The organism is Rhodanobacter fulvus Jip2, assembly GCF_000264315.1.
Lineage (GTDB): Bacteria > Pseudomonadota > Gammaproteobacteria > Xanthomonadales > Rhodanobacteraceae > Rhodanobacter > Rhodanobacter fulvus.
Genome location: NZ_AJXU01000028.1, coordinates 278,362 through 298,556, shown reverse-complemented (window position 1 = coordinate 298,556; position 20,195 = coordinate 278,362). Strand labels below are relative to the sequence as shown.

Genomic DNA, 20,195 nt, shown 5'->3' with positions numbered 1-20,195 from the left:
GGTTGTCGCCTTGGCATTGACCCTGGCGGGTTGTGTCACGACGCACACCGACAGCAGTGCGTTGGGCGCGCACATGCCCAAGACGTCCAAGGCTCAACAGGCCGTCGATGCGGCGCGGGTACATACCGAACTGGGCCAGCGCTACATGGCCAACGGCGACCTGCAGGAAGCGCTTGGCAAATTGACCAAGGCGCTGCAGTTCGACCCTGATTACGCGCCTGCGCACACCGTCATCGCGGTGCTGTACGAGCGGATCAACAAGCTCCCCGAAGCCGAGCAGCATTACCGCAAGGCGGTTGCGCTGGATCCGACCAAGGGCGCGCCGAACAACAACCTCGGCGCCTTCCTTTGCCATACCGGCAGGGGCAGCGAAGCGATCGGCTATTTCCGCAAGGCTGTTGCCGATCCCTTCTATCAAACCCCGGATGTGGCACTGACCAACGCCGGGGTGTGCCAGATGCAGATGAGCGACTCCAAGGGTGCGGAACAAAGCTTTCGTGACGCGCTCGTGCGTAACCCCAAGAGCGCCGAGGCACTATATCAACTGGCAAACTTGCTTTTTTTGAGCAATGATGCCTTTCACGCCCGCGCGTTTCTGCAACGCCGGGAGGGGCTGGGCGCGGCTGACGCCGCGACCTTGAAACTCGGTCACGATATCGAATCTCGTCTGGGCGACCTGGAAGGCGCTCGCACTTACAATCAGCGTCTGCAAAGCCGTTTCCCGGACTCGGAACAGGCGCGTGCTCTGGACAACAACGTCAGCCAATGACCATGCAACCCAATTTCCCTGGCCAGGATGCCAGCGAGTCGATCGTCTTTGATGCTCCCCAAAATGCGGAGCCGGCTTCAGCAGCAACCCTGGGAAGCGCCAGTTTCGGCGCCCTTTTGTGTGAGGCGCGTGAAGCGCGGGGGCTGGAAATCGAAGCCTGTGCCCACGCACTCAAATTGCCGGTCCGGATGTTGCGGCGGCTGGAGCGCGATGATTATCAGGACATCGATTCCAAGGTCTATCTGGCCGGTTACATCGGTAAGTATGGCCATTATCTCGGCATGGAGCCGGCGCTGATCCAGACCGAGCTCGACCGCATCAAGCAGACCGAGCCCACCCTGGTGGCCACCGGCGGTATTTCGCATTCACGTTTTCTGCTCGACCGTTACGCGACGGCCGCCACGTATGTGGTGCTGACCGCCGTCATCGTGGTGCCGATGGTGTGGATGGGTGTGCGCGGCACGCTCAATCGCGACCTCAGCCATCTCGCTCCCCTGGATGCGACGCCGGTTGCGCAGGTTGATTCCCCGGAGTCCACCGTGAACGACGCAGCCCGGCTGCCGAGTCATGTGGCGCTGCCACCTCCGGTGCAGGAACAACCCCTGCTTGCCTCGATGGCCGCTTTTCCGAACCTCGACAGCAGTGCAGCGTCGAAGAAGTCGTCCGTCCTGGCCCCGCCCGCGGCGGTCGAGACAGGTGTGGGCAGCCACAACCTCGAGCTCAGCCTCACCTCCGCCAGCTGGGTCGAAGTGACCGACGCGGCTGGTGTGCGGCTGGAATACGGTTTGCTGCCCGCGGGCAGTCACAAGATCTATCAGAGCGACAAGCCGCTCGACGTGCGCATCGGGAACGTTTCCGGCGCCAGCGCCACCATCGATGGGCATCCCGTTGGCCTCGATGATTTCCGGCACGCCAACGTCGCGCACTTCGGCGTTGAAATCCGCGACGGCAAGGCCACCCCGACCGCCCTCTGATCCACGCGCCCGGCTCCGTCCGGGCGCCACATTTCGGTTATGCTTGCCCATTGCCCGCCCGGTACCGAGCGGTATCGGTGGGCTTTTTGCTTTTATCTTCCACGCCGGCTTCCGAACACGCCGGCGGGGCGCGGACTTCCGAAGGATTTTTGCATGGCATTTGACGCATACGACGACTACGAACAGAGCGAGCTGGTACTGAAGTGGCTGCGCGAAAACGGCATGTCCATCATCGTGGGTATCGTGATCGGACTGGTCGGCATCTTCGGCTGGCAGCAGTGGCGCAGCCATCAGGCGCGCAGCCAGGGCGAGGCGGCGGAAATCTACCAGCAGCTGCAAACCGCACTGGCCTCCGGCAAGACCAGTGCCGCGGATCAGCTTGTCGACAAGATGATGAAGGATTTCGAGAAATCGTCGTTCACCGTGTTTGCGGTGAGCGATCGCGCGCGCCAGCAACTGGAGGCCAACCAGCTGGACAAGGCCGAAGCCTCGCTGCAGTGGGCTGCCAGCCATGCCGGTGATGAGGTGCTCAAGTCGCTGACCGAATTGCGCATCGCCCGGGTCGAACTGGCGCGTGGCAATGGCGCGGCCACGCTGACGGCACTCGACCGCATTCCTGCCGGGCAGTATCAGGGGCTGAGCCAGGAACTCCGCGGCGATGCACTGGTCAAGCTTGGGCGTATCGACGAGGCGCGCAAGGCCTATCAGGGCGCGTTGTCGATACTGACCGAGGCGGCCCCGCAGCGTGCCGCCTTACAGATGAAACTCGATGATCTGGCCGCGGCCGGAAAGCAGGGCGCATGAAATCCGGATCCATGAAACGACATTCGCTGGGCCTGCTCGCCATTGCGGCGACGTTTGCCATCGCCGGCTGCCATTCCTTCAAGAAGGAAAACATCCAGCCACCGACACCGCTGCCCGACCATTTCAAGCCGACGGTGCAGGTGGAAAAATTGTGGAGCAACAGCGTCGGTGAAGGCGCCGGCGACAGTGGCGCGCGGCTGCGCCCGACCGTGGTCGACGGCGTGCTTTACGCCGACAGCACCGATGGCAAGCTGGTGGCGATGGATGCGGTCAGCGGCAAGAAGCTCTGGTCGAAAAGCTCGAAGACCCACGGCTGGTTCGGTTGGGGCGACAAGAAGCGCCCGGACGCGTTTTATGCAGGCGGCCCGGCGGTCAGCGGCGATCTGCTCGCCGTAGGCACGCTGGATGGCCACGTCTATGGCATCAACGCCAAGGACGGCAGCCCGCGCTGGGATGCAACGCTCAACTCCGAAGTGCTGGCCTCGCCGTTGATCGATGGTGGGCTGGTGCTGGTGCGCACGCAGGATGGCCGCGTCTATGGTCTGGATGCCGGCACCGGCGAACGTCGCTGGGTGTACGACCAGGGCAGCGTGCCGCTGCTCAGCCTGCGTGGAAATGGCGCCTTGCTGGCCGCCAACGGCGTGGTGTTCTTCGGCACCGATGACGGCAAGCTGGTTGCGCTGCGCGAGGACAACGGCGAAAAGCTGTGGGAGCAGAAGCTCTCCACCGGCGAAGGCCGCACCGACATCGAGCGCCTGAATGACGCCGACAACGGCATCCTGCTCGACGGCACCACCCTGTATGGCAGCGCCTACCACGGCAATCTGGTGGCCATCGACGGCCCCAGCGGCCGCCCGTTGTGGGCTCACCAGTTTTCCACGACGGATGGGCTTGCGGTCAATGGCAATGCCATTTTTGCCGTGAACGACGAATCGCAGGTTTGGGCGTTCGACAAGAACAGCGGCTCCGATATCTGGAAGAACGACGCGCTGAAGTACCGCTGGGTCACCGGCCCGGCCGTGCAGGGCAATTACGTGGTGGTGGGTGATCTGGAAGGCTACGTGCACTGGCTGCAAACCGGCGACGGTGCGCTCGCGGCCACCAAGCGGCTTTCCCGGAAAGCCATCCGTGCCCAGCCGCTGGTGGTGGGTGACATCGTTTACGTGGAAGACGTGGAGGGCCGCATCGGCGCCTACCGTCTGTCCGCGCGCTGATCCGGGAACCGACCTTCCATCATGTTGCCTGTCGTCGCTCTGGTTGGTCGTCCCAACGTCGGTAAATCAACCCTTTTCAACGTGCTGACGCGCAGCCGCGATGCGCTGGTGGCCGATATGCCCGGGGTTACCCGGGATCGCCATTACGGCATTTGCCGCAGCGGCGAGCGGCCGTTTGTGGTGGTCGATACCGGCGGTCTGTCCGGCGTCGAGGACGCCATGGACGTGCTCACCGCGAAGCAGGTACGCCTGGCGATCGAGGAAGCCAACATCCTGGTCTTCGTGGTCGACGCCCGCGACGGGCTGCTGCCGCAGGATTACGTGATCCTTGGCGAGCTGCGCCGCAGCGGCAAGCCGATCATCGCGGTGGCCAACAAGACCGACGGGCTCGACGAACAGGCCGTGCTGGCCGAGTTTTCCGCTTTCGGCATCGCCACCACCTTGCCATTGTCGGCGGCGCACAACCGCGGCACCGATGAACTGATCCGCGTCGTGCTGCCGTTGCTGCCGGCCGACGAGGAAGACGCCGCCGAAGCCAACGGCGAGGATGGCACCATCCGCGTAGCCATCGTCGGTCGCCCCAACGCCGGCAAATCCACGCTGATCAATCGCCTGCTGGGTGAAGAGCGCCTGATCGTGTCGGACGTGGCCGGCACTACGCGCGACCCGATCCGCGTGCCGCTGGAACGCGACGGCAAGCGCTATACCTTGATCGATACCGCCGGCATCCGGCGCAAGGCGCGGGTCGAGGAGGCGGTGGAGAAATTCAGCGTCATCAAGACACTGCAGTCGATCGCCGCAGCGCAGGTCGTGGTGGTGATGATCGACGCCCGCGAAAACCTGGCCGACCAGGACCTCACCCTGATCGGCTATGCGATGGACGAGGGCAGGGCGCTGGTCATTGCGATCAACAAGTGGGACGACATGGATCAATACCAGCGCGACGAATGCCGCCGTGCGCTGGACCGCCGGCTGGTGTTCGTCGAGTGGGCCAAGCAGGTGCAGATTTCCGCACTGCATGGTTCGGGCCTGCGCGAACTGATGCGTGCGGTGGTGCGCGCGCATGCCTCGGCGACCAAGGTGCTGGTGTCTTCCGACCTCACCAAGACGCTGGAAAAGGCCTACGAAAGCTACCAGCCGCCACTGGTGCACGGGCATTCGCCCAAGCTGCGTTTCGCGCATCCGGGCGGCAACAACCCGCCCACCATCGTGATCCACGGCACCCGCACCAAGCACATCGCGCCGGCCTATCAGCGTTACCTGGAAAACTTCTTTCGCAAGCGCTACAAGCTTGAGGGCACGCCGATCCGCATTGCCTTCCGCGAAAGCGAGAATCCGTACGCCGGCCGCAAGAAAGTGCTGACCAAGGAACAGGAACAGAAGGCGCGACGCCGGGTCAGCGACCTGATCAAGCGCACCCGCTGAGGTTGCGCCGCCCCACGGCGCCCTTGCGGTGCCAAGCCTTCGGATGAGCCGCGGTGATTACGTCATGTCCGTGCGAATGAGTGCGTGCACGACTGCGTCCATCGGTTGTCCGCGCACCCACAATCGATGGCGGGCCAGGGTTTCGAACTTTGCGCCGATTTTTTCCGCAGTGCGCTGACTGGCGCCATTGTCGGGCAGGGTGACGATCTCGATCCGGATCAACCCCAACTGCTCGAACCCGAAACGAGCCACCAGCGATGCGGCACGCGCCGCGATGCCTTCTCCCTGGCGCGATTGGCGCACCCAGTAACCCAAATTGGCGCTGTGATGCATCGGGTTGCGTTGATTGAGCCCGACGCCGCCGAGCAATTCGCCGCTGCGATCGTCGAACACCGCAAAGGCAAAATCTTCCGCGTTCGCCCAGCCCTGTTCGCAATAAGCGACCCACGCGCATGCATCCTCCAGCGCGTAACTGGCGTGGCACCAAGGCAGCCAGCGGCCCACCGTGGACAGCGAGTTCTGCGCGGCATCACACAAAGCCTCGGCATCGCGCGATTGCCAGGGACGCAGGCGCAAACCCTTTCCGGCGAGTTCGATGGGCGGCACGGTCTCCGCAGGCATCCAGGCTCCCTTTTGTTTGTGTGCGTGTCGGCTAGCATCGATAATGCCTGCCTTTATCGACAGGCACGATCATGAGCGCACGCATTCTCGACGGCAAACGCATTGCGCAGGAATTGCTGGGGCGCATCGGCCGGCGCGTTGCGGCGCGCAAGGCGCTCGGCTTGCCGCCGCCCGGCCTGGCGGTGATCCTGGTGGGGACGGATGCCGGCTCGCTGGTGTACGTGCGCAAGAAGCGCGAGGCCTGCGATCAGGTCGGGTTCCGCTCGTTCGCACACGACCTGCCGGCCGACACCACCCAGGAGGCCTTGTTCGCGCTGATCGACCGGCTCAATGCCGATCCGGAGGTGCACGGCATCCTGGTGCAGTCGCCGCTGCCGCCGCACATCGACGAAGACGCGATGGTCGACCGGATCGACCCGGCCAAGGATGTCGACGGCTTTCAGGCCATCAACGTGGGGCGCCTGGCATTGCGCCGCTTCGGCTTGCGCCCGTGCACACCCAAGGGCGTGATGACCTTGCTGGGACACACCGACCGTCCGGTACGCGGGCAGCATGCGGTGGTGGTTGGCGTATCCAATCACGTGGGCCGCCCGTTGGTGCTGGAATTGATGATCGCCGGCTGCACCACGACCTGTTGCCATCGTTTCACGCAAGACCTGGAAAGCTTCGTGCGCCAGGCCGACATCCTGGTGGTGGCGGTGGGCAAGCCGGGTCTGGTGAAGGGCGACTGGATCAAGCCCGGCGCGGTAGTGATCGACGTGGGCATCAATCGCCTGGACGACGGTCGGCTGGTGGGCGATGTGGATTTCAAGGCCGCTGCGGAGCGCGCCAGCTGGATCACGCCGGTGCCTGGTGGCGTGGGTCCGATGACGGTGGCCACGCTGCTGGAGAACACGCTGGAGGCGGCGGAAGCGGGCGCTGTTTCCACGCGATCCGCCTGAAAAAGGCGCGATTGTTGGTGCGCCATCTGGCGAGCAGCATGGTGGGACGCGTATAATCCCCTCTTTGCCAGCGGGACTTTTCGCATGCGCATCCTCGCCGAGGCCTTGACCTACGACGACGTTTTCCTGGTTCCGGGCCACTCCCTCGTGCTGCCGCGCGACGTCGACACCTCCACCCGGTTTACCCGCGACCTTCGTCTGAACATTCCCATCGTGTCGGCCGCGATGGACACCGTGACCGAAGCCCGTCTCGCCATCACCATGGCGCAGAACGGCGGCATCGGCATCATCCACAAGAACATGACGGCCGAGCAGCAGGCGGCCGAAGTTCGGCTGGTGAAGAAATTCGAGGCTGGCGTGATCCGCAGCCCGATCACCGTGAACCCCGAGACGTCCATTCGCGAAGTGCTGCGGCTGACCCACGCGCACAACATTTCCGGCGTGCCGGTGGTCGAGGGCAGCAAGCTGGTCGGCATCGTCACCAGTCGCGACCTGCGCTTCGAGCGCAAGCACGATGATCCGGTGCGCAACATCATGACCCGCGAGGACAAACTGGTGACCGTGCGCGAAGGCGCCAGCCAGGACGAAGTGCTGTTGCTGCTGCACAAGCACCGCATCGAGAAGGTGCTGGTGGTCAACGACGCGTTCCAGTTGCGCGGGCTGATCACGGTGAAGGACATCCAGAAGGCCCGCGACAACCCCAACGCAGCGAAGGATCACCACGAGGCGTTGCTGGTCGGCGCCGCCGTTGGCGTGTCCGGCGACACCGAGCAGCGCGTGGCCGCGCTGGTGGATGCCGGTGTGGACGTGCTGGTGGTGGATACCGCGCATGGCCATTCGCAAGGCGTGATCGATCGCGTGGGCTGGGTGAAGAAGCGCTACCCGAAGGTGCAGGTCATCGCCGGCAACATCGTCACCGGCGAGGCGGCGCGAGCGCTGCTCGACGTGGGTGTGGATGCCGTCAAGGTTGGTGTGGGCCCGGGTTCGATCTGCACCACGCGCGTGGTTGCCGGCGTCGGCGTGCCGCAGATCACCGCCATCGACATGGTCGCCACCGCGTTGAAGGACGAGATTCCGTTGATCGCCGATGGCGGCATCCGTTATTCCGGCGACATTCCCAAGGCGCTTGCCGCCGGCGCGTCCAGCGTGATGCTCGGTTCGATGTTTGCCGGTACCGAAGAATCACCCGGTGAGGTCGAGCTGTTCCAGGGCCGCTCGTACAAGAGCTACCGCGGCATGGGCTCGATCGGCGCGATGGCGCTGGGGTCGAAGGACCGCTATTTCCAGGAAGAGGCCGACGCGGACAAGCTGGTACCCGAAGGCATCGAAGGCCGCGTGCCGTATCGCGGCCCGCTGCGCAACATCATCCATCAGCTTATCGGCGGCCTGCGTGCCTCGATGGGCTACCTTGGTGCGGCCACGATCGAAGATGTGCGCAACAAGGCGCAGTTCGTGAAGGTGACTTCCGCCGGCGTCACCGAGGCGCATCCGCACGACATCCAGATCACCAAGGAAGCGCCGAACTACCGGCTTAATTCCTGAGTGCCGGGATTCGGGAATGGGGATTCGGGATTCGGAAAAGCCGTATGCCGAGCCCGCCCGGTTCCTGATTCACCCATCCCTACGCACAGCGCAGCCATGACCGAATCCCGAATCCCGAATCCTCAATCCCGGCTTCACGACGACAAGATCCTCATCCTCGATTTCGGCGCGCAGTACACGCAGCTGATCGCGCGGCGCATTCGCGAGATCGGCGTGTATTGCGAGATCTGGGCGTGGGATCACGACCCGGCGCAGATCGCGGCGTTCGGCGCCAAGGGCATCATCCTGTCGGGCGGTCCGGAATCCACCACGCTGGCCGACGCGCCGAAGGCGCCGCAGCAGGTGTTCGATGCGGGCGTGCCGATCCTCGGCATCTGCTATGGCATGCAGACGATGGCGGCGCAACTGGGTGGCGCCACCGAAGCGACCGAGGCGCGCGAATTTGGCCATGCAAGCGTGGACATCATCGCGCCCAGCCGCCTGTTCAATGGTCTCAACGACCATCCGGGCGACCACAAGCTGGATGTGTGGATGAGTCATGGCGACCACGTTGCCACGGCGCCGCCCGGTTTCGTGGTCACCGGCCGCACCGCGCGCATCCCCGTCGCAGTGATGGAGAACGACGACAAGGGCTGGTACGGCGTGCAGTTCCACCCGGAAGTCACCCATACCAAGCAGGGCGAGCCCTTGCTGAAGCGTTTCGTCAGCGAGATCTGCGGCTGCGCCACGCTGTGGACGGCAGCCAACATCATCGACGACCAGATCGCCCGCGTGCGCGAACAGGTCGGTGACGATCACGTCTTGCTGGGGTTGTCCGGCGGCGTCGATTCCTCGGTGGTGGCCGCGCTGCTGCACAAGGCCATCGCCGATCGGCTGACCTGTGTGTTCGTCGATACCGGCCTGTTGCGCTGGAAAGAGGGCGACCAGGTAATGGCCACGATGGCCGAGCACATGGGCGTCAAGGTCATCCGCGTCGACGCCGCCGACCGCTACTTCACCGCACTCGAAGGCGTGGCGGATCCCGAAGCCAAGCGCAAGATCATCGGCGGGCTTTTCATCGAGATCTTCGACGAGGAATCGGCAAAAATCACCGCCGACGGCAGCAAGGTGAAGTGGCTGGCGCAGGGCACCATCTACCCCGACGTGATCGAGTCGGCCGGCAGCAAGACCGGCAAGGCCCACGTCATCAAGAGTCACCACAACGTCGGCGGCCTGCCGGCGCACATGAAGCTGAAGCTGGTCGAGCCGCTGCGCGAGCTGTTCAAGGACGAGGTGCGCCGCATTGGCGTGGCGCTGGGCCTGCCGCGCGCGATGGTCTATCGCCATCCGTTCCCTGGCCCGGGCCTGGGTGTACGCATCCTGGGCGAAGTGAAACGCGAATACGCCGAGCTGCTGGCGCAGGCCGACGCCATCTTCATCGACGAGCTGCGCAAGGCCGATCTGTACGACACCACCAGCCAGGCGTTCGCGGTGTTCCTGCCGGTGAAGTCGGTGGGCGTGGTGGGCGATGCGCGCGCGTACGAGTGGGTGATCGCGCTGCGCGCGGTGGAAACCATCGACTTCATGACGGCGCACTGGGCGCACTTGCCGTACGAGTTCCTTGGTACGGTTTCCAACAGAATTATCAACGAGTTGCGTGGTGTTTCTCGTGTAGTTTATGACATCAGCGGCAAGCCGCCGGCAACAATCGAGTGGGAATAGGGAAATCAGTCACTTGTGCGCGTCCAAGGAGGCCGGCAACTTGCCGGCTTTCTCATGTATGAACCACAATGCATTGAAATGACTGACGAAAATCCTGAAACCCCAAGCGCATTTTCGGCGGCCGACGTCCAGCACATGCGTCATGCCCTGCAACTGGCGGCGCATGCCCGCGACGCGGAGGGCGAGGTGCCGGTCGGTGCGGTGCTGGTGCAGGGAGACGAGGTGGTCGGCCTGGGCTGGAACCGCAACATCACCCTGCACGATCCGACCGCCCATGCCGAAGTGATGGCGATGCGCGCGGCCGGCGAGAAGCTGGCCAATCACCGTCTGACCGGCGCCACGCTGTACGTCACCCTGGAGCCGTGCGCGATGTGCGCGATGGCGATGATCCACGCCCGGCTCGGCCGCGTCGTCTACGCCGCCGTCGATCCCAAGACCGGCGCTGCCGGCAGCATGTTCGACACGCTGGTGGACGCCCGCCACAACCATCGCATCGAGGTGGCCGGTGGCCTGCTGGCCGAGGAATCGGCCAGCATGTTGCGCGAGTTCTTCCGCGCCCGCCGCTGAACGATCAATCCGCCGCGACAGTGGCCAGGGTTCCCTCGACCGGGCTGTAGGCATGGCTGTCGAGCAATTGCAGCGGCATACCCCACGGCGACTTGAAATCGAGCACCATCCGGCCCGCCAGCGGACCGGAGGTCAGTCGGTGGGGCGACCCGTTTACCGTAGCGCCTTCGCGACGCAGCCATTCGCCGCCATGCCGCACGTCGTCGGAGACGAACCGCAAGGGCTGGCCCGGCGCGGTGGAGGCGTCGTGGTTGTCGAACAGTTCCACGATGGAACCCGTGTCGCAGGACAGCAAACGGGAGGTAGCCGGCTTCTTCGTGAAGCTCGGACCGATCACGTGGCAATCCAGTACATCCTGAAAGAACGCGACCGCCTGGGCCAGATCCGGCACGCCAACCCGCGCGTAGCCGGTGCCATACAACGTGGCCGCGCGGGCACCCGACGACGCGATCGCCGCCAGCGCGAGGACGAACAACAACAGCGTGGGCAATAGCCCGGAAGATAGTGATTTGCGCATGGCGCGGCACTCGAATGTGCGTGAGTGTCGATAGATGGGCACCGGCGAGAGCAGGCAAAACCCCGCAATTCATGGCCAATGCGTTTCCCGGTGCGAACGATCGTTCCCGTCCAACGTGGCAATCATCGAAACCGAGCGGGGTTAAACAGATACCGTCAACCGATGTCGGGGGCGTTGCCCTGTTCGATGGCGTTGCGCCTTGCTTTCCACACTTCCGCCGTTTGCGGCTTGACGAACAGCGTCAGCAATTCCGCGTGTGCAGCCTTGGCGCCTTTCTCGATACGGTGGATGCAGGCTTCGATCTGCGGGGTGGTCAGCGCATCCTCGAACTCGGCGCTCAATGCGGCCACCACCTGGTTCGGTCCCATCTGCATGGTCAGCACGCCGTTGGCACAACGCACGCCGGGGTCGGCAGCGGCAATCGCCAGGATCGCCTCGCGCACCACCGGATGGGCCGGTTCGCCCAGCAGCAAGCCCTTGCTTTCGCGGGCCAGCAAAATCGCCGACACGGTCAGCACCAGCGCAATACCGATCGATGCCAGACCATCCAGCCGTGGCTCGTCGAACCACTGCGAGCTGAGCACGCCGACAAAGGCGATCAGCAGGCCGAGCAGGGCGGCGCTGTCTTCCAGCAATACCGTGAACGTGCTGGGATCCTTGCTCTGCCGAAAGGCCTCGAAGTAACCGAGCTTGCCCTTGTGCCGACGGAACTCGCGCAGCGCGATCACCCATGACGTGCCCTCGAAAACCGCCGAAACCGCCAGCACGATGTAGTTGATCGCGGGGTTGGTTATCGCCTCCGGCTGACGGATATGCGCCACACCTTCGTAGAACGACACGCCCGCGCCCAGCGCCAGCACCAGCAGCGCCACGATGAAACTCCAGAAATACAGCTCGCGGCCATGACCGAAAGGGTGAGCATCGTCCGGCGGCGCCTTGGCCCGATGCAGGCCGTACAGCAACAGCACCTCGTTGACCGTATCCACCAGCGAATGCACACCCTCGCTCAACATCGCCGAGCTGCCGGAGAACGCGGCAGCGACGAATTTGCTGACGGCGATCAGCAGGTTGCCGCCCAGCGCGACATATACCACCACTTTGGTGCCGGAAGCGGTGGACATGACGGGTCTCCTGGGCTGCGTGGTGCGGCGGGAAGGTATCGCCGCGATGAGCGGTCGAACCATCTTGCAGTGCCGGTTTTCCACGGAAAGTGAACGCCTTCGATGACAGAGAGGCCGGCTTGTTCACCGCGGGAAACACACCGATCGCGCGAGCGACGTTGGATTGCGGGGGTTTCGAACAAATATTGAGGTCACCACGCGCCCGTCATGCGTCACCGTGATTCGGCGCAAACCATGGAAAAACTCCGATGAAACGTCATCTGCCCATTTTGTTGCAGCGCAAGCGCTCCGAGTTCGATGGCGCTTCCCATGCCACCGCGCCGGCGGCCCAGCGCGTATCGATTACCGTGCCAGCCGAACTGAACGGGTACGACTGGCTACGACGGATCAAGAGTGCGCGAGTGGTTCGCGTCTCCGAGGCTTGAAGCAGCGACGGCTCTGCAATGCGCTGCCATCAATTGGCCCAGCTGCTGCCGCACCACTGGTTTTCGCAGGGCTCGCCATCGCCGTCGCCGTCCATCAGGGTGCCGGGGCATTGTCTGAGGAAGTAAGTAGCTTCAGCGCATGAAGTCATCTGCGAACAACGGGTGCGTCCGTCGCAGCTGAAAGTTTGAACGGGCATCAAGGGCCTGGCTTGAATCGCATGCGGCACGGGTTCCGGATATTCGGTGTGCTTCGGCGCGAGCCATCCATAGCCGTACCAACCGGCGGCGCCAAGCGCCAGCAGACTCAGGATGGTGATGACAGTGCCAGAGCGGCGCGGCGCAGGTCGTGCGCCGCGTGCCGCGTGGCGTGACCTGGAACTGCTGGCGCCAGGACGCATGACGCGGACGGCGCGTTTTTTCCCGTCCTGGCGAAGATCGATCTCGAATGACACGAGCTCGCCGATGCGTGGTCGGATGCCGTCGCGCGGGAAGGCGGAAACATGGACGAAAATCTCCTCCATACCCGCCGCCGGTTCGATGAAACCGAAGCCCCGGTCGTCATTCCATTTCACCAGCGTTCCGTGCGTTCGCATGGGTGTGGCTTCCTTCACTTGTGATCACGGCAGGACGTCGCGGGATGTTCCGGCGGGGGCGTCGATACCGTCAAGCGACGCGTACGTTCTCCCCCAAACGTCATGGCCGATTCGTGACCTCTGACCCTTCGTGGAAAGTGTAGACGCGACATACGCTGCGCGCGTCGATTCGGTTCCGGTGAAGGTGATTCCATCGGCAGCAGATAGACACCTCAACTTCGCATGAGCTGGTTGCCAACCCCATGGCAGCTCATCCCCACGCATGGAAAACAAGAAGGAAAATCCCATGAATCATTTCAGCTCCCCCTCTCCCCGTCATTTCCATCCGCGCTTCTCCTTCCGTGGCCTGGCGGTTGCGGCTGTCATTGGTGTCTGCGGCATGGTGGGATCTGTCGCTGTCCAGGCGCAGGCCACCGCGGGCCACATCTTCGGAAAGGCACCGGCGGGCGACACCGTGCGGGCGAAAAGCACGACCAACGGCATGCAGCGTCACGTCGAGGTGGACGAAAAAGGCCGCTATATGCTCAGCTCCCTGCCGGTTGGTGTTTACACGGTAACGCTGGAGGAAAACGGCAAGCCCGTGGTCAAGCACCTCAATGTCGGCGTCATCGTGGGTCGCGGCATCAAGGTCGATTTCGATTGCACGCAAGGCGAGTGCGGCCAGCTTGCCAACAACCAGTGATGTTGGCGGCGTGGCCGGCGAAGATCATGCCGGACCGTAACCGGCTGCGCTGAGTCGTATCGTCACGAAGTGCCCGGCGCCGAAAGTCGCCGGGCACTTGCGGTTCTAGCGCAGGATTTGTCGATATTTCCGCCGTCAGGTGACAGCAGAAAATCCTGCAGCGCGGCGTTGAAATCACGGGCTGATTCGATGTTCACGGCATGGCGGCCGGGCAGGGACAGGTGGCGGCCGTCGGCCACACCGTCGGCGATGGCTTGCAGGTCGGCTGGAGTGCATACCGGGTCGTCATTGCCGGAGATCGCCAGCAGCGGTGTTTCGATTTGCCCCAGCGCCGCTCGCAGATCGGCGCCTGCCAGCGCAGCACAGCAACCGCGATAGCCGTCGACCGACGTTCCGGCAAAGCGCTGCAGGATGTCGCGGACCACCGCGAGGTGGGAGGCGTTGAAGGAAGGGGTGAACCAGCGTTCGGCGGTGGGTTCCAGCAGCGGCGCCAGGCCGTGTTCGCGAACTTGCTCGCTGCGAGCCTGCCAGCTCTCGGGGGTACCGATGCGGGCCGCCGTCGCGCAGACCACCAGGCGATCCACGCGATCGCCGGCATGGATGCCCAGCCACTGGCCGACCATGCCGCCGATCGACAGGCCGCAAAAATGTGTGCGGCCGATCTCCAGTGAATCCAGCAGCGCGAGTACGTCGCCGCCGAGGTCGGCCATCGAATACGGACCGGGCGGTGCGCTGGAGGCACCGTGGCCACGGCGGTCATGGCGCAGCACCCGGAACGAGGCCGACAACATCCTGACCTGCGCATCCCACATGTGCAGGTCCGTGCCAAGCGAGTTGCAGAACGTCAGCCACGGGCCGCGTTCGCCATCGATGCGGTAGCGCAGGCGGTGGGTGGGGAGGTCGAGGAAAGCCACCGCGTGCCTCAGACCCGCTCGACAGCCAGCGCCAAACCCATGCCCACACCCACGCACAGCATGGCCAGGCCGCGCTTGCCGCCGCTCTTTTCCAGTTGGTGCACGAGGGTCAGCGCCAGCCGCGCGCCGCTCATGCCCAGCGGGTGGCCCAGCGCGATCGCGCCGCCGTTGGGGTTCACTTGCGGCGCGTCGTCGGGCAGGCCCAGCGCGCGCATGACGGCCAGCGACTGGCTGGCAAAGGCTTCGTTGAGCTCGATCGCGTCGAAGTCGCCGATCTGCAGACCCAGACGCGCCATCAGTTTTTGCGTGGCCGCGACCGGGCCGATGCCCATGACGCGGGGTTCGACGCCCGCACTGGCCATGCCCAGGATGCGTGCGCGCGGGCGCAGGCCGAAACGCTGGATCGCTTCTTCGCCAGCAATGACCAGCGCGGCGGCGCCATCGTTGATGCCCGAGGCGTTGCCGGCGGTAACGGTGCCGCCCGGGAGCAGCGGCTTCAGTCTGGCCAGCGCTTCGGCGGTGGTGTCGGCGCGCGGGTGTTCGTCGGTGTCGACCAGCTCGGTCTGCCCGCGACGGGCACCGGGCACGCTGACCGGGATGATTTCCTCGGCGAAGAAACCCGATGCCTGCGCCGCGGCAGCACGTTGCTGGCTGCGCAGCGCAAACGCATCCTGGTCGGTGCGGCTGACACCGTAATCCGCGGCCACGTTGTCGCCGGTCTGCGGCATGGACTCCGTACCGTAGCGCGCATCCAGCGCCGGATTGACGAAGCGCCAGCCCATGGTGGTGTCTTCGAGTTGCTGACCGCGCCCGTACGCGCGGTCGGCCTTGCCGATGACGAACGGGGCGCGGGTCATCGACTCCACGCCGCCGGCGATCGCCAGCTCCATTTCGCCCGTGTGGATTGCGCGCGCGGCCTGGCCGACAGCTTCCAGCCCGGAAGCGCACAGCCGGTTGAGCGTCACGCCCGGTACCGAAGCCGGCAGGCCGGCGAGCAGCAGGCTCATGCGGGCGACGTTGCGGTTGTCCTCGCCGGCCTGGTTGGCGCAGCCGTAGAACACTTCCTCGATCGCCGCCGGATCCAGGCCAGGGTTACGCTCCAGCAGTGCCTTGAGCGGCAGCGCGCCAAGGTCGTCGGCGCGCACCGCGCGGAGGATGCCGCCGTAGCGGCCGATCGGCGTGCGCACGGCATCGCAGAGGTAGGCGTGGTTCATTCGATCATCTCCAGTGGCAGGCCAGTCAGTTGGCGCACTTCGTCGAGGCTCACGCCCTCGACGAGTTCGACCACGCGGGCGCCCTGCGGGCCCAACGCGAACACGCCGACATCGGTGTAGATGCGCGATACGCAGCGCAGGCCGGTCAGCGGATAGCTGCATTCGGCAACCAGCTTGCTTTCGCCCTTGCGCGTCTGCAGTTCCATCAGCACGAACACCTGCTTGGCGCCGATCGCCAGATCCATCGCGCCGCCCACGGCGGGGATGGCGTCGGGTGCGCCGGTGCTCCAGTTGGCCAGGTCGCCGTGCTGCGAAACCTGGAACGCGCCCAGCACGCAGATGTCGAGGTGGCCGCCGCGCATCATCGAGAACGAGTCGGCGTGGTGGAAATAGCAGCCGCCAGTGAGCAGGGTCACCGGCTGTTTGCCGGCGTTGATCAGGTCCGGATCTTCCTCGCCGGGCGCGGGAGCCGGGCCCATGCCGAGCAGACCGTTCTCGCTCTGCAGGAAGATCTCCTTGTCCGCCGGCAGGTAGTTGGCAACCTGGGTCGGCAGGCCGATGCCGAGGTTCACGTAGGCGCCCTCGGGGATGTCGCGCGCCACGCGCGCCGCCATCTGCTCACGGTTCAAGCGGCTCATGATTTGCCTCCTGCAGCGACCACGCGGTGCACGAAGATGCCAGGTGTCACCACCGCCTCGGGATCGAGTTCGCCCAGCGCTACCACCTCGGAAACCTGGGCGATGGTGCATTTCGCTGCCATCGCCATCAGCGGGCCGAAGTTGCGCGCGGTCTTGCGGTAGACGAGGTTGCCCCAGCGGTCGCCGCGGTCCGCCTTGATCAACGCGAAGTCGGCGTGCAGCGGGTATTCCAGTACGTAGTGCCGACCGTCGATCTCGCGCGTTTCCTTGCCGGCGGCCAGCTCGGTGCCGTAGCCGGTGGGGGTGAAGATCGCCCCCAGCCCGCTGCCGGCGGCGTGGATGCGCGCGGCCAGGTTGCCCTGTGGGACCAGCTCCAGCTCGATCTCACCGGCCTTGTAGGCGGCGTCGAAATGCCACGAGTCGGTCTGCCGCGGGAACGAGCAGACCACCTTGCGCACCCGCTTGCTGGCGATCAGCGCGGCCAGCCCGGTGTCGCCGTTGCCGGCGTTGTTGTTGATGATGGTCAGCCCGCGCGCGCCATGCGCGATCAGCGCGTCGATCAGCTCGTCGGGCATGCCGGCGGTACCGAAACCGCCGACCATCACCGTTGCCCCGTCGGGGATATCGGCCACCACCGAAGCGTAGTTCCAGCGTGACTTGTCGATCATCGTGGTGCCTTGGAGTTGGTGAAAAATTCAGGACAAGGATGGGAGCAACATGCTGTTCCTTCCCCCGCTTGCGGGGGAAGGTGCCGAAGGCGGATGGGGGTGCGCGGCAAAGCCGCGTGCGTTTGACTTTTCACACCGAACGAAGAGCGCCCCCTTCCGCCCTTCGGGCACCTTCCCCCGCAGGCGGGGGAAGGAACAGAGTGGTGCTTCTTGGCTCCATCACAGCCTCTCAGCCTTCCGCGCGCACGCGCGCTTCGTTGATCTGGTTGTCGATGCCGTCGACCAGCCGGGTCAGGGCGAAGTCGAACTCGATCTCGGCGAACGGGCCGTCCATCTGGTTGGCCTTGATGCTGGCCTCGTCGCTGCGCTCGGTGACCTTCGGCACCAGGCCTTCGCGAGTGGCGTAGGCGAAATCGTCGTTGAGCAGCGGATCGCCGTCGATGTTGATCTGGGTGGTCAGCTTGCGGTGGTCGGCGGCGCTGATGAAGAAGTGGATGTGCGCCGGACGCTGGCCGTGGCGGCCGAGCGCGCTCAACAGTTGTTCGGTCGGGCTGCCCGGCGGCACGCCGTAGCCGCTGGGCAGGATGCTGCGGAAGCGGTAGCGACCCTGGTCGTCGGCGATGATGGTGCGGCGCATGTTGAACGGCGCCTGCTTGCTGGTGGGGTCGAAGTGCGAATAGAAACCGCGCGTGTCGCAGTGCCATACCTCGACTTTCGCGCCCGGCGCCGGCTTGCCATTGGCGTCGTACACGGTGCCGTGCATGACCAGCGGCTGGCCGTCGGTGTCGCGGCCGTCGTCGAGCCGCGCAAAGCCCTGCTCGACCGGCGCACCGGCTACGTACAGCGGACCTTCGATGGTGCGCGGGGTCTTGCATTCCACGTTGGCCGCCGCGTCGATCGCGTCCAGGCGCAGGTCGAGGAAATGATCCAGGCCCAGCCCGGGGGAGATCAGTCCGGCCTGGCCGGCGCTGCCCAGTTCGTTGAGCCAGCCGACGGCGGTCCAGTATTCGTCCGGGGTGATGTCCAGCTCGTCGATGGCCTTGAACAGGTCCGACAGGACGCGGTGGATGATCTGTTTGGCGCGCGGGTTGCCTTGGTCGTTGTCCAGTCCGCTGACGGTCTGCAGGAAGTCCTGGACTTCCGGGGTATCGAAGATCTTGATGTTCATGCGTGTTCCTCGTTCCGGTTGCTGTGGGTCAGTGGGTTTGGGCGTCGCCGTCGGGCTCAGGCGTCGCCGTCACGCACCGACGAGGGATGGCGGCACAGCGGGGTCACCGCGATCCGCATGTGGGGGAACAGCGGCAGCCCGGTCAGCAGCTGGTGCAGTTCCTCGTTGCTGTCGACATCGAAAATGCTGTAGTTGGCGTACTCGCCGGCCACGCGCCAGATATGGCGCCACTTGCCGCTGCGCTGCAGCTCCTGTGAGTACGCCTTCTCGCGCGCCTTGATGTCGTTGGCGACTTCTGCCGGCAGGTCGGCGGGGATATGGACGTCCATTCGTACCTGGAAAAGCATGGCTCAACCTCCCTTGGTGGTGTTGGCGAGGCTCACCGTGCGCGTGGCACGGTCGCGGCGGAAGAACTGCACGCGGTCTTCGTCCAGGCTGATGCCCAGGCCGGGGCCGGCCGGCACGGTGAGCTGGAAGTCGCTGTAATCCAGCGGCTCGGCGAGGATTTCCTCGGTCAGCAGCAGCGGACCGAACAGTTCGGTGCCCCATTGCAGATTGGCAAAGGTGGCGAACACGTGGGCCGAGATCACGGTGCCGACCGCGCCTTCGAGCATGGTGCCGCCGTACAGCTCGATGCCCGCGGCGTCGGCGATCGCGGCAACCTGCTGGGCCGCGTACGCGCCGCCGGATTGCTCCAGCTTCACCGCGAACACGTCGGCGCCGGCAAGCTTGGCCAGCTCGAATGCCGAGCGCGGTCCGTGCAGTGATTCGTCGGCCATCAGCGCGACCGGGAAGCGTCGCACCAGCCGCGCCAGCGCGCTGGCAGTGGCCACCGGCTGCTCGACCAGCTCGCAGCCGGCGTCAGCCAGCGCGGCGATACCGCGCGCGGCCTGCAATTCGCTCCAGGCCATGTTGACGTCGACCCGCACCGCGCCACGCTCACCCAGCGCGCGCTTGATCGCGGCGACGTGGGCGACATCCTCGACCACGCTGCGCGCGCCGATCTTGAGCTTGAACACGTTGTGTCGACGCAGGTCGAGCATCCGCTCGGCCTCGGCGATGTCGCGCGCGGTGTCGCCCGATGCCAGCGTCCACGCCACCGGCAGGCGCTCGCGACGGCGACCACCCAGCAGCTCCGACACCGGCAGGCCGGTGCGCTTGCCGTGGGCGTCGAGCAGGGCGGTTTCGACCGCGCTGCGGGCAAAGCGGTTGTCCTTGATCGAGCGGTCCAACTGCGCCATCAGCGCCGGCACGCGGGTGACATCGGCGCCTTTTAGCAACGGCGCGAAATAGGTATCGACCGCCAGCTTCATGCCTTCGGGGCTTTCCCCGCCGTAGGCCAGCCCGCCGATGGTGGTGCCTTCGCCGACGCCAACCACGCCGTCCGAACAATGGATGCGCACCAGCATCAGGGTCTGGCCGTTCATCGTGGCCACCGACAGGCGATGCGGGCGGATGGTCGGCAGGTCGAGCAGCACGGTTTCGATGCGCTCGATCGTGGCGGCGGGGTGCTTGGCGGGGGCGGGGGAGAGTTTCATGACAAGTCGGTTATCGGCCGTCCGACCCCTTGCCGTCCAACACTGAATAGCTCTTCATGAATACCTTGAAGGTATAGTTGGGCTGAAACAGGCGCTACTGAGTCATTCCATACCGTGCCTTGGTTTATCCGGGGTATGAAAACTTAACGGGTAAATCAG

The 20,195-nt window shown here is 64.9% G+C and carries 22 protein-coding genes; 11 read left to right on the top strand and 11 right to left on the bottom strand.

The genetic code is table 11. From position 1 onward, the window contains the following. Positions 1-10 precede the first annotated feature (10 nt). The 5 genes from pilW to der all read left to right on the top strand — a co-directional run bounded on the left by pilW (position 11) and on the right by der (position 5,186). Positions 11-769 (top strand): type IV pilus biogenesis/stability protein PilW, encoded by a 759-nt coding sequence (gene pilW, locus UU9_RS06715; protein WP_237710238.1) that lies wholly within the window; start codon positions 11-13, stop codon positions 767-769. Next, positions 766-1,743: a helix-turn-helix domain-containing protein gene (locus tag UU9_RS06710; protein WP_193385292.1), complete on the top strand. Its 978-nt coding sequence runs from the start codon at positions 766-768 to the stop codon at positions 1,741-1,743. Before pilW ends, UU9_RS06710 begins: the two co-directional genes overlap by 4 nt. Positions 1,744-1,896: 153 nt before the next feature. After that, a complete protein-coding gene (locus tag UU9_RS06705) occupies positions 1,897-2,547 on the top strand; it encodes a YfgM family protein (RefSeq protein ID WP_007080977.1) in 651 nt (216 codons plus the stop codon). 11 nt (positions 2,548-2,558) lie between these two features. Next, positions 2,559-3,761: an outer membrane protein assembly factor BamB gene (bamB, locus tag UU9_RS06700; RefSeq protein WP_040670392.1), complete on the top strand. Its 1,203-nt coding sequence runs from the start codon at positions 2,559-2,561 to the stop codon at positions 3,759-3,761. A 21-nt stretch (positions 3,762-3,782) separates the two neighbouring features. Then, a complete protein-coding gene (gene der, locus UU9_RS06695) occupies positions 3,783-5,186 on the top strand; it encodes a ribosome biogenesis GTPase Der (RefSeq protein ID WP_007080975.1) in 1,404 nt (467 codons plus the stop codon). Positions 5,187-5,243: 57 nt separating this feature from the next. Here the strand turns inward: der and UU9_RS06690 are convergent, their stop codons facing one another. Beyond that, positions 5,244-5,792, bottom strand: a complete 549-nt coding sequence (locus UU9_RS06690; RefSeq protein ID WP_237710237.1) for a GNAT family N-acetyltransferase — start codon at positions 5,790-5,792, stop codon at positions 5,244-5,246. An 86-nt stretch (positions 5,793-5,878) separates the two neighbouring features. On the opposite strand from UU9_RS06690, the gene folD reads away from it, so the two are divergent. From folD to tadA, 4 genes are all read left to right on the top strand, one after another. After that, complete coding sequence (gene folD, locus UU9_RS06685) at positions 5,879-6,748, top strand: bifunctional methylenetetrahydrofolate dehydrogenase/methenyltetrahydrofolate cyclohydrolase FolD (protein ID WP_007080973.1); 870 nt, start codon at positions 5,879-5,881, stop codon at positions 6,746-6,748. Positions 6,749-6,832: 84 nt separating this feature from the next. Next, positions 6,833-8,290 (top strand): IMP dehydrogenase, encoded by a 1,458-nt coding sequence (gene guaB, locus UU9_RS06680; protein ID WP_007080972.1) that lies wholly within the window; start codon positions 6,833-6,835, stop codon positions 8,288-8,290. 96 nt (positions 8,291-8,386) lie between these two features. Then, entirely contained in the window at positions 8,387-9,991 is a 1,605-nt protein-coding gene (gene guaA, locus UU9_RS06675; protein ID WP_007080971.1) for a glutamine-hydrolyzing GMP synthase, read from the top strand. 78 nt (positions 9,992-10,069) lie between these two features. After that, positions 10,070-10,558 carry a tRNA adenosine(34) deaminase TadA gene (tadA, locus tag UU9_RS06670; protein ID WP_007080970.1) on the top strand — a complete coding sequence of 163 codons (489 nt, stop codon included), beginning with the start codon at positions 10,070-10,072 and terminating at the stop codon, positions 10,556-10,558. 4 nt (positions 10,559-10,562) lie between these two features. Here the strand turns inward: tadA and UU9_RS06665 are convergent, their stop codons facing one another. Continuing rightward, positions 10,563-11,075: a VOC family protein gene (locus UU9_RS06665; RefSeq protein ID WP_040670391.1), complete on the bottom strand. Its 513-nt coding sequence runs from the start codon at positions 11,073-11,075 to the stop codon at positions 10,563-10,565. 155 nt (positions 11,076-11,230) lie between these two features. Next, positions 11,231-12,196 (bottom strand): cation diffusion facilitator family transporter, encoded by a 966-nt coding sequence (locus UU9_RS06660; protein ID WP_007080968.1) that lies wholly within the window; start codon positions 12,194-12,196, stop codon positions 11,231-11,233. A gap of 248 nt (positions 12,197-12,444) precedes the next feature. Here UU9_RS06660 and UU9_RS17870 point away from each other — a divergent pair, with 248 nt between their 5' ends. Then, complete coding sequence (locus tag UU9_RS17870) at positions 12,445-12,621, top strand: hypothetical protein (RefSeq protein ID WP_156804214.1); 177 nt, start codon at positions 12,445-12,447, stop codon at positions 12,619-12,621. Between the two features lie 29 nt (positions 12,622-12,650). On the opposite strand, the gene UU9_RS06655 is transcribed toward UU9_RS17870, so the two are convergent. Further along, a complete protein-coding gene (locus UU9_RS06655; protein WP_007080967.1) occupies positions 12,651-13,214 on the bottom strand; it encodes a cold shock domain-containing protein in 564 nt (187 codons plus the stop codon). 286 nt (positions 13,215-13,500) lie between these two features. On the opposite strand from UU9_RS06655, the gene UU9_RS06650 reads away from it, so the two are divergent. Then, the gene (locus UU9_RS06650; RefSeq protein WP_237710235.1) at positions 13,501-13,896 is read left to right on the top strand and encodes a carboxypeptidase-like regulatory domain-containing protein; all 396 of its coding nucleotides are present in this window, start codon (positions 13,501-13,503) and stop codon (positions 13,894-13,896) included. A gap of 62 nt (positions 13,897-13,958) precedes the next feature. Here UU9_RS06650 and pcaD read toward each other — a convergent pair whose 3' ends face one another. From pcaD to UU9_RS06615, 7 genes are all read right to left on the bottom strand, one after another. After that, positions 13,959-14,810 carry a 3-oxoadipate enol-lactonase gene (pcaD, locus tag UU9_RS06645; protein WP_007080965.1) on the bottom strand — a complete coding sequence of 284 codons (852 nt, stop codon included), beginning with the start codon at positions 14,808-14,810 and terminating at the stop codon, positions 13,959-13,961. Positions 14,811-14,818: 8 nt separating this feature from the next. Beyond that, positions 14,819-16,024 (bottom strand): 3-oxoadipyl-CoA thiolase, encoded by a 1,206-nt coding sequence (gene pcaF / locus UU9_RS06640; RefSeq protein WP_007080964.1) that lies wholly within the window; start codon positions 16,022-16,024, stop codon positions 14,819-14,821. Further along, on the bottom strand, positions 16,021-16,662 hold the full coding sequence (locus UU9_RS06635; protein WP_007080963.1) for a 3-oxoacid CoA-transferase subunit B: 642 nt from the start codon (positions 16,660-16,662) through the stop codon (positions 16,021-16,023). The genes pcaF and UU9_RS06635 overlap by 4 nt, the downstream gene beginning before the upstream one ends. Continuing rightward, positions 16,659-17,330, bottom strand: coding sequence for a 3-oxoacid CoA-transferase subunit A (locus UU9_RS06630; RefSeq protein WP_007080962.1), 672 nt, complete (start codon positions 17,328-17,330; stop codon positions 16,659-16,661). The genes UU9_RS06635 and UU9_RS06630 overlap by 4 nt, the downstream gene beginning before the upstream one ends. 229 nt (positions 17,331-17,559) lie before the next feature. Beyond that, positions 17,560-18,498: a catechol 1,2-dioxygenase gene (gene catA / locus UU9_RS06625; protein ID WP_007080961.1), complete on the bottom strand. Its 939-nt coding sequence runs from the start codon at positions 18,496-18,498 to the stop codon at positions 17,560-17,562. Positions 18,499-18,554: 56 nt separating this feature from the next. Next, on the bottom strand, positions 18,555-18,845 hold the full coding sequence (catC, locus tag UU9_RS06620; RefSeq protein WP_007080960.1) for a muconolactone Delta-isomerase: 291 nt from the start codon (positions 18,843-18,845) through the stop codon (positions 18,555-18,557). A gap of 3 nt (positions 18,846-18,848) precedes the next feature. Then, positions 18,849-20,036: a muconate/chloromuconate family cycloisomerase gene (locus UU9_RS06615; protein ID WP_007080959.1), complete on the bottom strand. Its 1,188-nt coding sequence runs from the start codon at positions 20,034-20,036 to the stop codon at positions 18,849-18,851. Between the last annotated feature and the right edge of the window lie 159 nt (positions 20,037-20,195).

Coding starts and splice junctions, on each gene's coding strand:
- UU9_RS06710 (WP_193385292.1), top strand. CDS start 766: ATGACCATGCAACCCAATTTCCCTGGCCAGGATGCCAGCGAGTCGATC.
- UU9_RS06705 (WP_007080977.1), top strand. CDS start 1,897: ATGGCATTTGACGCATACGACGACTACGAACAGAGCGAGCTGGTACTG.
- bamB (WP_040670392.1), top strand. CDS start 2,559: ATGAAACGACATTCGCTGGGCCTGCTCGCCATTGCGGCGACGTTTGCC.
- der (WP_007080975.1), top strand. CDS start 3,783: ATGTTGCCTGTCGTCGCTCTGGTTGGTCGTCCCAACGTCGGTAAATCA.
- folD (WP_007080973.1), top strand. CDS start 5,879: ATGAGCGCACGCATTCTCGACGGCAAACGCATTGCGCAGGAATTGCTG.
- guaB (WP_007080972.1), top strand. CDS start 6,833: ATGCGCATCCTCGCCGAGGCCTTGACCTACGACGACGTTTTCCTGGTT.
- guaA (WP_007080971.1), top strand. CDS start 8,387: ATGACCGAATCCCGAATCCCGAATCCTCAATCCCGGCTTCACGACGAC.
- tadA (WP_007080970.1), top strand. CDS start 10,070: ATGACTGACGAAAATCCTGAAACCCCAAGCGCATTTTCGGCGGCCGAC.
- UU9_RS06665 (WP_040670391.1), bottom strand. CDS start 11,075: ATGCGCAAATCACTATCTTCCGGGCTATTGCCCACGCTGTTGTTGTTC.
- UU9_RS06660 (WP_007080968.1), bottom strand. CDS start 12,196: ATGTCCACCGCTTCCGGCACCAAAGTGGTGGTATATGTCGCGCTGGGC.
- UU9_RS17870 (WP_156804214.1), top strand. CDS start 12,445: ATGAAACGTCATCTGCCCATTTTGTTGCAGCGCAAGCGCTCCGAGTTC.
- UU9_RS06655 (WP_007080967.1), bottom strand. CDS start 13,214: ATGCGAACGCACGGAACGCTGGTGAAATGGAATGACGACCGGGGCTTC.
- UU9_RS06650 (WP_237710235.1), top strand. CDS start 13,501: ATGAATCATTTCAGCTCCCCCTCTCCCCGTCATTTCCATCCGCGCTTC.
- pcaF (WP_007080964.1), bottom strand. CDS start 16,024: ATGAACCACGCCTACCTCTGCGATGCCGTGCGCACGCCGATCGGCCGC.
- UU9_RS06635 (WP_007080963.1), bottom strand. CDS start 16,662: ATGAGCCGCTTGAACCGTGAGCAGATGGCGGCGCGCGTGGCGCGCGAC.
- UU9_RS06630 (WP_007080962.1), bottom strand. CDS start 17,330: ATGATCGACAAGTCACGCTGGAACTACGCTTCGGTGGTGGCCGATATC.
- catA (WP_007080961.1), bottom strand. CDS start 18,498: ATGAACATCAAGATCTTCGATACCCCGGAAGTCCAGGACTTCCTGCAG.
- catC (WP_007080960.1), bottom strand. CDS start 18,845: ATGCTTTTCCAGGTACGAATGGACGTCCATATCCCCGCCGACCTGCCG.
- UU9_RS06615 (WP_007080959.1), bottom strand. CDS start 20,036: ATGAAACTCTCCCCCGCCCCCGCCAAGCACCCCGCCGCCACGATCGAG.